11 protein-coding genes are annotated in these 11,723 nt (G+C 73.6%); 9 read left to right on the top strand and 2 right to left on the bottom strand.

The window, feature by feature from the left end; genetic code table 11:
* Positions 1–21: 21 nt before the first annotated feature.
* A complete protein-coding gene (locus ACIQCH_RS05985) occupies positions 22–2,250 on the top strand; it encodes an endo-beta-N-acetylglucosaminidase (RefSeq protein WP_402578380.1) in 2,229 nt (742 codons plus the stop codon).
* A 36-nt stretch (positions 2,251–2,286) separates the two neighbouring features.
* Here the strand turns inward: ACIQCH_RS05985 and ACIQCH_RS05980 are convergent, their stop codons facing one another.
* On the bottom strand, positions 2,287–3,696 hold the full coding sequence (locus ACIQCH_RS05980; RefSeq protein ID WP_402578378.1) for an ATP-binding protein: 1,410 nt from the start codon (positions 3,694–3,696) through the stop codon (positions 2,287–2,289).
* 16 nt (positions 3,697–3,712) lie between these two features.
* Positions 3,713–4,429 carry a response regulator transcription factor gene (locus tag ACIQCH_RS05975; RefSeq protein WP_402578376.1) on the bottom strand — a complete coding sequence of 239 codons (717 nt, stop codon included), beginning with the start codon at positions 4,427–4,429 and terminating at the stop codon, positions 3,713–3,715.
* 503 nt (positions 4,430–4,932) lie between these two features.
* Here ACIQCH_RS05975 and ACIQCH_RS05970 point away from each other — a divergent pair.
* The 8 genes from ACIQCH_RS05970 (at position 4,933) to ACIQCH_RS05935 (ending at position 11,389) form a co-directional block, all read left to right on the top strand.
* The gene (locus ACIQCH_RS05970; RefSeq protein WP_402578374.1) at positions 4,933–5,718 is read left to right on the top strand and encodes an amino acid ABC transporter ATP-binding protein; all 786 of its coding nucleotides are present in this window, start codon (positions 4,933–4,935) and stop codon (positions 5,716–5,718) included.
* Positions 5,719–5,874: 156 nt separating this feature from the next.
* Complete coding sequence (locus ACIQCH_RS05965; RefSeq protein ID WP_402578372.1) at positions 5,875–6,699, top strand: glutamate ABC transporter substrate-binding protein; 825 nt, start codon at positions 5,875–5,877, stop codon at positions 6,697–6,699.
* Between the two features lie 81 nt (positions 6,700–6,780).
* Positions 6,781–7,455 carry an amino acid ABC transporter permease gene (locus tag ACIQCH_RS05960; RefSeq protein ID WP_402578370.1) on the top strand — a complete coding sequence of 225 codons (675 nt, stop codon included), beginning with the start codon at positions 6,781–6,783 and terminating at the stop codon, positions 7,453–7,455.
* A complete protein-coding gene (locus tag ACIQCH_RS05955; protein ID WP_402578368.1) occupies positions 7,452–8,345 on the top strand; it encodes an amino acid ABC transporter permease in 894 nt (297 codons plus the stop codon). The genes ACIQCH_RS05960 and ACIQCH_RS05955 overlap by 4 nt, the downstream gene beginning before the upstream one ends.
* A 189-nt stretch (positions 8,346–8,534) precedes the next feature.
* Positions 8,535–10,151 (top strand): FAD-dependent monooxygenase, encoded by a 1,617-nt coding sequence (locus ACIQCH_RS05950; protein WP_402578366.1) that lies wholly within the window; start codon positions 8,535–8,537, stop codon positions 10,149–10,151.
* Between the two features lie 113 nt (positions 10,152–10,264).
* Positions 10,265–10,354 (top strand): putative leader peptide, encoded by a 90-nt coding sequence (locus ACIQCH_RS05945; RefSeq protein ID WP_402578364.1) that lies wholly within the window; start codon positions 10,265–10,267, stop codon positions 10,352–10,354.
* Between the two features lie 67 nt (positions 10,355–10,421).
* A complete protein-coding gene (locus ACIQCH_RS05940) occupies positions 10,422–10,997 on the top strand; it encodes a cysteine dioxygenase (RefSeq protein ID WP_402578362.1) in 576 nt (191 codons plus the stop codon).
* Positions 10,994–11,389: a rhodanese-like domain-containing protein gene (locus tag ACIQCH_RS05935; RefSeq protein WP_402578360.1), complete on the top strand. Its 396-nt coding sequence runs from the start codon at positions 10,994–10,996 to the stop codon at positions 11,387–11,389. The genes ACIQCH_RS05940 and ACIQCH_RS05935 overlap by 4 nt, the downstream gene beginning before the upstream one ends.
* The last annotated feature ends 334 nt before the right edge of the window (positions 11,390–11,723 follow it).

Here is an 11,723-nt window from a genome sequence, read left to right as displayed (position 1 = left end):
TCGCCCCGAAGGAGCTTCCGCATGGACACTCCCACGCCCGGCCGCTCCCCCGCGCCGACCCCCGCCACGCACCCGACCCGTCGGCGCGTCCTCGCGGTCGCCACCGCCGCCCTGGCTCCCGGCCCCCGGCCACCCGCCACACCCGCACCCGCACCCGCACCCGCACCCGCACCCACGGCTCCCCCCGGTCCGAGCGCCGCCCCGGCCGCGCTCCAGCCGTACGCCTCGTACTGGTTCCCCCACTCCCTCCCCCCGGGCGACCCGGCTCCCGGCGTGGTCTGGCGCTCCCTCAGTTCCTGGTCCCCCGAGACCGATCCGGACCTCCCGTACAACGCGTCGACCGTCCCCCTCGCCGACCGCTTCACCCCGGTCCCCGCACACCCGTGGGCCCGCGCCGGCCGGGCCCGCGTCAGCGCGCTGGTCTCGTTCGCCGGCACCGCGGGCAACCCCTCCCAGGGCTCGCCCACCGCGGACCACTACGCCCCCACGCACTGGGCGTACCTCGACGAGCTGGTCTTCTGGGGCGGCTCGGCGGGCGAGGGCCTCGTCCTGGCGCCCAACGCGCCGGTGACGGACGCGGCGCACCGCAACGGCGTCCCCGTCCTCGGGACCGTCTTCCTCCCCCCGGTGGCGTACGGCGGCGACCTCCGCTGGACCCGGGACCTGGTCCGCACGGACGCGGACGGCGGCTTCCCGGCCGCCGCGCAACTCGCGCGCGTGGCCGAGGCACACGGGTTCGACGGATGGTTCGTCAACGCCGAGACGGACGGCGGCGACGTGGAGCTCGCCACCCGCATGCGCGCCTTCCTGCGAGCGCTGCGCACCCTCGGCGCGGCCCGGGGACTACGCGTGACCTGGTACGACGCGATGGACGCCACCGGACGGGTGGCCTGGCAGGGCGCCCTCAACGACCGCAACCAGGAGTTCTTCGAGGACCGCCGCGGTCCCGTGTCCGACACGATGTACGTCGACTTCGGCTGGACCCGCGAGAAGCTCGCGGCGTCCGGGGCGCTGGCCGACCGGCTGGGGCGCAGCCGGTACGAGCTGTGGGCCGGGGTGGACGTGGAAGCCCGCGGCTGGGATACCCGGCCTGACTGGGACGCCCTCCTCCCCCGCACGGGGGATCACGTCGTCTCCCTCGGCCTCTATCGTCCCGAGTGGACCAGGAACCACCTCACCGACCGTTCGCCCCGCGCCTTCCACGCGGCCGACGACCGCTTCTGGACCGGGCGTTCGCTCGACCCCGCCCGCCCGGACCCGGAGGACCCGTGGCGCGCGCCCGCCACGGCGGTGGCCGACCGCTCCACGGTCGCCGAGGTGCCGTTCGCGACGTCCTTCAACACCGGGCACGGGCTGGCCTGGTACGAGGACGGCGTGGTGCGCTCCACCGCGCCCTGGAACCACCTGGGCCTGCAGGACCGGCTGCCCGGCCGCCGCTGGGTCGTGGTCACGACGGGCGCCCGACCCGTCGTGGCCCTGGACTTCGACGACGCCTGGCGGGGCGGCAGCAGTCTGCTGGTCGAGGGCGAGCTGACGGCGCCGACGGCCGTCGGGCTGCACGCGGTGCGGCTGCCCGTGCGGCGCGGGACGGTCCTGGACCTGACGCACAAGGCGTCGGCCGTCGTCCGGGTCGAGGTCGGGGTGGCCGTGTCCGAGCCCGCCGGGCCCGGCGCGCCGGTCCCCTATACCTGGCTCCCGGCCGGAAGCCCGACCCGATCGGGGCGGACCGGTGCCGGCTGGCGCACGGACACGGTGCGGCTGGGCGCCCTCGCGGGGCGGACCGTGTACGGCGTGGCCGTCCGCCTGACGGCTCCGGCGGCCGGAACGGGCCCGACCGCCAGCGTCCGGTGGCGTCTGGGCGCGCTGGCGGTGCGCGACCGCGGGGACGCCGCCCGGCCGGCGGCCCCGACCGGCCTCAGGGTGGACGCCGCGGCGCGCTCCCACGCGGGCGCGGACGGCCCGTACCCGCCCGGGAGCGGCCCGGCGGGACCGGACGCGGGGGCGGGCGGAGCGGGCGCGGCCGCCCTCCGGCTCTCGTGGCGCCCCTCCCCCTACCCGGTGCGCCACTACGAGCTGTACCGGCGGCTCCCGGACGGCGACCGGTGCTTCCTGGGCGGCACCTGCGGCGCGGCGTTCTACGTACCGGCGCTGGAGCGGCACCCCGGCGAGCGGGCCGCCCGCCTCGAACTGCGCGCGGTCGACGAGCTGTACCGGTGCTCGGCGCCGGCCCGGGCGGCCTTCCCCTGGTGATGCGGCTCCGCCGGCACGCGGACGGCGCCCGCCGCCTCACCGCTCCGGGGCGGTCCTCGGCACGGCGACGGTGACGCGCAGGCCGTGCGGGGGGTTCTTCTCGTACGCGAGGAAGCCCCCGCCGGCCGCGAGCAGCGAGCGGGAGATCGCGAGGCCCAGCCCCGACCCCTTGATGTTCTGGTGCCGTCCGCTGCGCCAGAAGCGGTCGCCGACGCGGGTCAGCTCGTCCTCCGTGAGCCCGGGCCCGCGGTCGGCGACGACCACGGCGGCGTAGCGGTCGCGGGCCTCCGCGGTCACGGTGACCCGCTCCCCCTCGGGCGTGAACTTCAGCGCGTTGTCGATGACGGCGTCGAGCGCGCTGGAGAAGGCGATCGGGTCGGCCCAGCCGGTGACGGCGGCCCGGCCGCCTTCGTCCAGCCGTACGCCCTTCTCCTCGGCCAGCGGCCGCCAGGCGGCCACCCGTTCGGCCGCCAGTGCGCCGACGTCGACCAGGGTCAGCTCGGCGCTGGTGTGCTCGGCCAGGGCGAGGTTCAGCAGGTCGTCGAGCACCTGGGTGAGCCGCTTGCCCTCGGCCCGTACGGAGGCGATCTCGGCGTTGCCCTCGGGCAGTTCCAGGGCGAGCAGCTCGATGCGCAGCAGCAGCGCGGCGAGCGGGTTGCGCAGCTGGTGCGAGGCGTCGGCCACGAAGGCGCGCTGCTGTTCGAGGACCTCCTCGACGTGGTCGGCCATCTCGTTGAACGAGTGGGCCAGCCGCTTGAGCTCCGGAGGACCGCCGGAGGCCGCGACGCGCGAGTTCATCCGGCCGGTGGCGATGTCGTGGGTGGCCGCGTCGAGGATGCGTACGGGGCGCAGCACCCAGCTGGTCAGGCGCAGGGCGGCGCCGAACGCGACCAGCATGGCGGCGGCGAGCCCGCCCACGATGACGAGCCAGCCGCGCAGGATGCGGGCGCGCATCGCCCCGGTGGGCGAATCGGTGACGACGACCGCGACGACGTCGCCGTCGAGGACCACGGGCGAGGCGACGACGAGCCGGCCGTCGGGCTGCCAGGGCCACACCTGGGGCGGGTCGTGGCTGCGCCGGCCGGCCAGCGCCTCCTCGAAGGCGCGGCGGCCCTCACCGGTGTCGGGGAGGTTCCACCAGCCGGGCGCGCGGGCCATCGCGTTGTCGTCGCGCAGGAAGATGCCCACCCGGATGCCGTAGAGCTCGTGGTAGCGGGCGAGCTCGGTCTGGAGCGTCTCGCGGCGCTCGTCGGCGCCCTCGGAGCCGGAGGCCGCGGCGTCGCTGACGAACTGGGCGAGCGAGGCGAAGCGCACGGTGTCGTCGATGCGGTCGACGACCACCCGTTGCTGCTCGGCGTTCGCGAAGCTGACGGCGAGCGGGAGCCCGAGGGCGACCAGGATGCCCGCCATCAGGACGACGAGGAGGGGGAGGAGACGGGTACGCACGGACGGACCGGGCCGGCTACGCGGCGGCGGGCGGGACGACCAGCCGGTAGCCCACTCCGCGGACGGTCTCGATCAGCGCGGGCATGCGCAGCTTGGAGCGCAGCGAGGCCACGTGCACCTCGAGGGTGCGGCCGGTGCCCTCCCAGCTGGTGCGCCAGACCTCGCTGATGATCTGCTCGCGGCGGAAGACGACGCCGGGACGCTGGGCGAGCAGCGCGAGCAGGTCGAACTCCTTGCGGGTCAGCGGCACCTCGGCACCGTCGACGGTGACGCGGCGGGTGGCCAACTCGACGGCGACGGGCCCGAGGCGGACGGTGTCGGCGTCACCGGGGGTGCCGGTGCCCGTGGTGTCGTCGGCGGGCGCGCCGGAGCGGCGCCGGGCGACGGCGTGGATGCGGGCCAGCAGCTCGCCGGTGTCGTAGGGCTTGACGACGTAGTCGTCGGCGCCGAGGTTCAGGCCGTGGATGCGGGAACGCACGTCGGAGCGCGCGGTCACCATGATCACGGGTACGTCGGTGCGCTTGCGGATCTTGCCGCAGACCTCGTAGCCGTCCTGGTCGGGCAGGCCGAGGTCGAGCAGGACCACGCCGAAGGGCGCGGCCCCGGCGGGCAGCAGGGCCTGCAGGGCTTCCTCGCCGTTGCGGGCGTGGGTCACCTGGAAGCCGTGGCGCGCCAGGATCGCGGACAGGGCGGCGGCGACGTGGTCGTCGTCCTCCACGAGCAGCAGTCTCAAGGGTCCCCCTTCCGGATCCGGTGTCGTCTCTCGGCCTGTCGGCCCGTTCTCGGTCGGCACGTCGGCCGGCCTCGGTCAGTCGGTCGGCCGGGCGGTCGGTCGGCCGGTCAGTCCGCACGGTCGTCACGGTGGTCGGTCGTGAACTGAACTCGTGGAACGTACCGGACGCGGCCCCACACGGTGGTCGGGCCGCACGCTGTCGCCGGGTGCTCCGACCGTCGCCGTGTGTGCCTACCCGGGTGACGTGTGTGCGTACCCGAGTAAATGGGCAGGGGCGCGCACATGACCACCAAGCATCCACGCCGATCGATCGCCCCACGTCAAGGGCCTCCGGGCCCGGTGGGCCTTCCGTTATGCACCCGGTACGGACGCCGCCGCACAGCTCACCGAGGGTATCCGGGTGAAGCCGTATCGTTATCCTCAATTTCCGCTCAGATGTGATGACGCTGTGCTCACCGGCTCATTAATGTCCATGCAACCGAGAAGGACGGAGCAGGATCCCGATGAGCGGAGTATCGGTGACCAAGGGCACGGAGGACGCGACTGCCGCCGCGGACGGCCTGGTCGTACTGAGCGGCGTCAACAAGCACTTCGGCGCGCTGCACGTGCTCCAGGACATCGACCTGAGCATCGCGGCGGGCGAGGTCGTGGTCGTGATCGGCCCGTCCGGTTCGGGCAAGTCGACGCTGTGCCGGACGATCAACCGACTGGAGTCGATCGACTCCGGGAAGATCACGATCGACGGGAAGGAGCTGCCGTCGGAGGGCCGCGAGCTCGCCCGACTGCGCTCCGACGTGGGCATGGTCTTCCAGTCGTTCAACCTCTTCGCGCACAAGACCGTGCTCGAGAACGTGATGATCGGCCAGATCAAGGTCCGCAAGACGGACAAGGCGACGGCCGAGCGCAAGGCCCGCACCCTGCTGGACCGGGTGGGTGTCGGGACGCAGGCGGACAAGTACCCGGCGCAGCTGTCCGGCGGTCAGCAGCAGCGCGTGGCGATCGCCCGCGCGCTCGCCATGGACCCCAAGGTCATGCTGTTCGACGAGCCGACGTCCGCGCTCGACCCGGAGATGATCAACGAGGTGCTGGAGGTCATGCAGCAGCTCGCCACGGAGGGCATGACGATGGTCGTCGTCACGCACGAGATGGGCTTCGCCCGCTCCGCGGCCAACCGGGTGGTCTTCATGGCCGACGGGCGGATCGTCGAGGAGGCGACGCCCGACCAGTTCTTCAGCAACCCGCGCAGCGACCGCGCCAAGGACTTCCTTTCGAAGATCCTCCACCACTGACGCGACCCGCCCGCCACCACCACCACCGCCGCCGCGACGCGTCACGAACGCCGACATCGACGCGGCGGTCCTGCGGTGATCCGCGGGAGCGTCAGGCGCTCAGCCGTTAGCGTGCAAGCGCAACGCCAACAACGTCTCATCCGAGGGAAGTTCACCATGAAGGTTCTCAAGGCCGGCGCGGCCGCCGCGACCGTCGTCGCCCTCGCCCTGACCGCCACCGCGTGCGGCGGCGACAGCGACAAGGGCAGCGACGACGGCAAGAAGGTCGTCGTCGGGATCAAGTTCGACCAGCCGGGCATCGGCCTGAAGACCCCGGACGGCAAGTTCACCGGCTTCGACGTGGACGTCGCCAACTACGTCGCGAAGAAGCTCGGCTACGACGAGGTCGAGTTCAAGCAGGCGCCGAGCGCCCAGCGCGAGGCGATGATCCAGAACGGCGACGTCAACTTCATCGTCGCGAGCTACTCGATCAACGACAAGCGCAAGGCCAAGGTTGACTTCGCCGGCCCGTACCTCCTGGCCCACCAGGACCTGCTGGTCCGCGCCGACGACAACTCGATCAAGAAGGCCGAGGACCTCAACAACAAGAAGCTCTGCTCGGTCACCGGCTCGACCTCCGCGCAGAACGTCAAGGAGAAGCTGGCCCCGAAGGCCGACCTCCAGCAGCTGGGCGGCTACTCCGAGTGCATCACCAGCCTGGAGAACGGGTCCGTCGACGCCCTCACCACCGACGACTCGATCCTGGCCGGCTACGCCGCCCAGCCGCAGTTCAAGGGCAAGTTCAAGCTGGTCGGCCTGAAGCTGAGCGACGAGCACTACGGCATCGGTCTGAAGAAGGGCGACAAGGAGCTCCAGACCAAGATCAACGCCGCGCTGCAGGACATGGTCAAGGACGGCTCCTGGGACAAGTTCGTGAAGGCCAACTTCGGCCCCGCGAACTACAAGAACGAGCCGGCCCCGCAGGTCACCGAGGGCAGCTGAGTTACGCGGTGGGGCTCGCCGCCGGCCTGTCACCGGCGGCGCGCCCCACCCGCCATCCTGGGGAGAGCGCAGGGCTACGACGTGTTCGATTTTCTAGACAATCCGCAGTACAACGTGCTCGGCGCCTTCTGGGTGACCGTGCAGCTCACCCTCTGGTCGACTGCCGGCTCCCTGATCTGGGGCACGCTGCTGGCCGCCATGCGGGTCAGCCCCGTCCCGCTGATGCGGTCCTTCGGCACCGCGTACGTCAACCTGGTGCGCAACACCCCGCTGACGCTGATCATCGTGGGCTGTTCGCTGGCCCTCGGCTCGACGCTGGGCGTCACCCTCGGCGGTGACACCTTCGAGCAGAAGGGCTTCCGCCTCGCGGTCCTGGGCTTCATCGCGTACACCGGCACGTTCGTGTGCGAGGCGCTGCGCTCCGGCATCAACACCGTGCCGCCGGGCCAGGCCGAGGCCGCCCGCGCACTGGGCCTGAGCTTCACCCAGGTCGTCCGGCTGGTGGTGCTGCCGCAGGCGTTCCGCGCCGTCATCGCACCGCTCGCCAACGTCCTGATCGCGCTCACCAAGAACACCACGGTGGCGTCCGCGATCGGCGTGGCCGAGGCCGCGACCCTGATGAAGACCATGCTCGAGAACGAGTCCGACGCGATCCTCGCCGTCTTCGCGGTGTTCGCCTTCGGGTTCATCGTCCTCACCCTGCCGACCGGCCTGCTGCTGGGCTGGGTGGCCAAGCGAATGGCGGTGAAGCGATGAGCTCCGTCCTGTACGACACCCCCGGCCCCAAGGCCAAGCGGCGCAACGTCTACTACACGATCGGCTTCGCGGTCGTCTTCTGCGGCGCCCTGGCCTGGGCCTTGACCATCATGGCCGACAAGGGCCAGCTGGCCGCCGACAAGTGGTCGCCTTTCGTCACGGACAGCAACGTCTGGACCACGTTCCTCCTGCCCGGCCTCGGTGAGACCCTCAAGGCGGCGTCCCTCTCGATCGTCATCGCGCTCCCGCTGGGTGCCCTGTTCGGCATCGGCCGGATGTCCGACCACGCCTGGGTGCGGGTCCCGGTCGGCGCCGTGGTCGAGTTCTTCCGGGCCATCCCGGTCCTGATGCTGATGCTGTTCGCCAACCAGCTGTACGTGTCGTACGCCGACGTCGACTCCGACATCCGGCCGCTGTACGCGGTGGTCACCGGCCTCGTGCTGTACAACTCCTCGGTCATCGCCGAGATCGTGCGGGCCGGCGTGCACTCCCTGCCGTACGGGCAGACCGACGCGGCCAAGGCACTGGGCATGCGCAAGGGCCAGATCATGTCGTACGTCCTGCTGCCGCAGGCCGTCACCGCCATGCTGCCGGCCCTGGTCAGCCAGCTCGTGGTGATCCTCAAGGACACCGCGCTCGGCGGCGCCCTGCTGGGCGTCGAGGACCTCATGGCCGCGTTCCGCACGGTGTCGGCCAACTACGGCTCGAACACCATCGCGACGCTGGTCGTCATCGCCCTCATCTACATCGCGGTGAACTTCCTGCTCACCTCCTTCGCCTCCTGGCTGGAGAAGTGGCTGCGCCGCTCGAAGCGGACCACGGGCGCCGTGGTGCACGCCGAGGAGCTCGAGGACCTGGGGGCGGGCCCCAACCCGGCGGACAAGGCCTGAGCCGCACCCGCGTCTGACGGAGCCTCTTCCTGACGCCCGATCAGCACCCCCCTACGCGCCGCACGGTGTGGTGGAACCCCTCCTCCGCCGCACCGTGCGGCGTCCCGCATCCGGGGGTCACTTGACGCAAGCACGCGCAGTGGGTTGCATACGTTCTGTGATCACATTTCGGACCATCGGGGCCGCATCATGGACCCGGTGATCGTCGTCGGCGCGGGGCCCGTCGGGCTGGCCCTCGCCCTGGCCCTGGGCGGCCAGGGCGTGCCCAGCGTCGTCCTCGACGACGGCCCCGGCAAGGACGAGTCGCGGCCGGCCCGGACCGTCGTCCTGCACGCCGACACCGCCGCGATGGCCGCCCGGCTCGGCTGCGCCACCCTGCGCGACGAGGGCTCCCGCTGGACGGCCTGGCGCACCGCGCGCCGCCGACAGGAGCCGGTGCGCATCCCCTTCGACCCGTGGGGCTCCACGACGGCCGGGGCCGAGGGCGGACCGGCCCCGCTGCACGTCCCGCAGCACGCCCTCGCCCGCGGCCTGCGCGACGCGGCCCACGCCCACCCGCTCGTCCGACTGGTCCCCGAGAGCCGGCTCGACGCCCTGGAGCAGGACGACCACGGCGTGACCGCCCACACCCGCGGCGCCGAGACCACCTGGTGGCGCGGCAGTTACCTGGTGGGCTGCGACGGCGCCCGCTCCACCGTCCGCAAGCTCCTCGGCATCCGGTTCCCCGGCCGCACCGCCGTGGAGCGGTACGCGGTGGCCGCGCTGCGCACCGAACTCCCCTGGCCCGACGAGGCGCTGCTGCACCGCGACCCGCCCGAGGAGGTCACCGCCCGCCCGCTGCCCGACGGGGTCTGGCGGCTGGACTGGCTGCTGCCCCCGCGCGGCGACCTGGTCACCCCGGACGTGCTGGTCTCCCGCGTACGCGACACCCTCGCGCGGTGGTGCGGCGGGTCCACGCCGGCGTACGAGCTCATCGACACCGGCGTGCACACCCTCCACCACCGCCTCGCCCGCCGCTGGCGCGTGGACCGGGCCTTCCTCGCCGGGGACGCGGCGCACCTGCTGGGCGCCCTGGGCACACAGGGCGTCGAGGAGGGGCTGCGGGACGCGGAGAACCTGGCCTGGAAGCTCGCCCAGGCCTGGCACCAGGGAGCCTCGCGCACCCTGCTCGACAGCTACCAGGCCGAACGCCGCACCGACGTCGCGGCCCGGCTGCGCGCCGCCGACCAGGCCATGCCGGCGCTGCGCTCCTCGGGCGGCCTGCGCGTGCTCGTACCCGGATCGGGGAAGGCGCACGCCGCCCTGCTGACCGACGCCCACCTGGGTCGCGGTCCCCTGGGCGCGGCCCCCGCGTACGGCCGCTCCGTCCTCGCCCCGGCCCCGTCGGAGGGCGCGTCGCCCACCGCCACCGAGCCGGGCGCACTGGCCGCGGACGTACCGGTGACCGCACCGGACGGCACCACCGTGCCGCTGCGGGACCGGCTGGGAGGGGGCCGCCTGCTGGTGGTGCTGGTGGCCCCCGGCACCGGGGTGTGGGACCGCCGCCACTGGCTGCAGGCCGGGCTGATGCCCCGGCTGGCGGCCGCCGTGAGCGCTCTGCCGGCGCGCGCGGAGCTGCTGGTGGCCGACGCGTACCCGGGAGCCGCCGCGCACACGGTCCTTCTGGTGCGCCCGGACGGCCACCTGGCAGCCGCGTTCGCCGGCGTCCGGCCGGCCGAGCTGTACGAGGCCGCCGACGCGGTCCGCGGCGGCGCGCCCGAAGGAGTCCGGGCCACGGTGGCCTCGGAGGCGGGCGCGGCGGAGTGAGGGCCGGTTCGCGGAGGACCGTGACGGGCGGTTCATGACGGCTGCGTGAACGTCCGGCTCGTCCGGGCGCGAACCGATTGACCGCTTTCGCACGGCCGTGCTGTACTCACGGCATGACCGGCACCGATCACGTCCGCCTGTGGCGGCGGGTCCACATGGACCTGCTGCGCTTCGCGGGCTGCGTGTGTCGCCCGTCCCGCTGATTCGGATCCCGCTCCCGCGCGCCCTCGGCACCGGCGCGCCCGTACGCGAACGAACCCCAGGACGGTCATGTCTCCCTCCCTCCGCACGCCTTACACCGGCGCCCCCTCGCCCGCCGGCACCCGAACCGCAACCGATCACCGAATCCCCGCCGGCCCCACGGCCGCCGAACTCCTCGACTTCGCGCTGACCGCCGCCGCCGACCCCGAGGTGGTCGCCACGCTCCCCCTCGATCCCGAGGGCCGCACCTGGGTGCGCCTCGACGGGCCCGGCGGCAGCGAGGCCTGGCTGATCGGCTGGCCGCCCGGCACCGGCACCGGCTGGCACGACCACGCCGAGTCCCGCGGGGCCTTCGCCACCGCCGCCGGCCGGCTCACCGAGCGCTCCCTGTCCGTCCGACTGCCCTCCGGCGGGTGGACCAGCCTGGAGCTGGCCGATGGGGTGGACCGCAGCCGCTCGCTGCCCGAGGGCAGCGGCCGGGCCTTCGGCCGGGACCACCTGCACGAGGTGTCCAACGCCTCCACCACCGAGCACGCCGTCTCCGTGCACGCGTACTACCCGCCCCTGCCGCTGATCCGCCGCTACGCGCGGAGCGGGCCCCGGCTGCGGCTGGAGCAGGTCGAGCGCCCGGCGGACTGGCAGTGAGCGGCGACCGCCCGCCGGGCGTCGACGCGTACCTCGACCGGGTCCGCGCGGGCCTCGACCGGCTGGACCCGCACGGGGCCCGGGCGGCCGCCGCCACCGGCGCGCTGCTGGTCGACATCCGCTACCAGGCCCTGCGCGAGCGCGACGGGCTGATCCCCGGGGCGCTGGTGGTCGAGCGCAACGAACTCGAGTGGCGGCTGGACCCGCTCGGCAGCCACCGGCTGCCCGAGGCCGCGGGCCACGACCTGACGGTGGTCGTGATCTGCAACGAGGGCTACGCCTCCAGCCTCGCGGCCGCCGAACTGCAGCGCATCGGCCTCCCCCACGCCACCGACCTGGTCGGCGGCTTCCAGGCCTGGCGCGCCGCGGGCCTCCCGGTGTCCCCGCCCTGACGACACGGGTCCGGGAAGGACCCTCACGCCCCGGAGCAGTGCGCCCACCCGCCCCGGTCGCCGGCTCCTTGGTGGTGCCGTGGGTCGTGTGGTGTGGGGGAGGTGCTTGAGGCGTCGTGGCAGGCTGGTCCGGAGGCAGGCCCGGGCCGGAAGTGGCCGCAGGCCAGGGCGAAGCCCCGAAGCCTCCGGGGTGGGCCTGCCGCAGGGCCTGCAGGCCACGACGGGTCAAGCACCGAGGGGACCCACACACCACACGACCCACCCCCGAAGCGAGCCCCCCAAGGGACCCGACCACCCGCCCACCCCCACACACAACGCGGCCCCCGGTCCACCC

It is taken from the genome of Streptomyces sp. NPDC093225, assembly GCF_044753805.1.
Taxonomy (GTDB): domain Bacteria; phylum Actinomycetota; class Actinomycetes; order Streptomycetales; family Streptomycetaceae; genus Streptomyces.
Note: the sequence above shows the minus strand (reverse complement) of the source record. Positions and strands in the feature narration are given on the sequence as shown.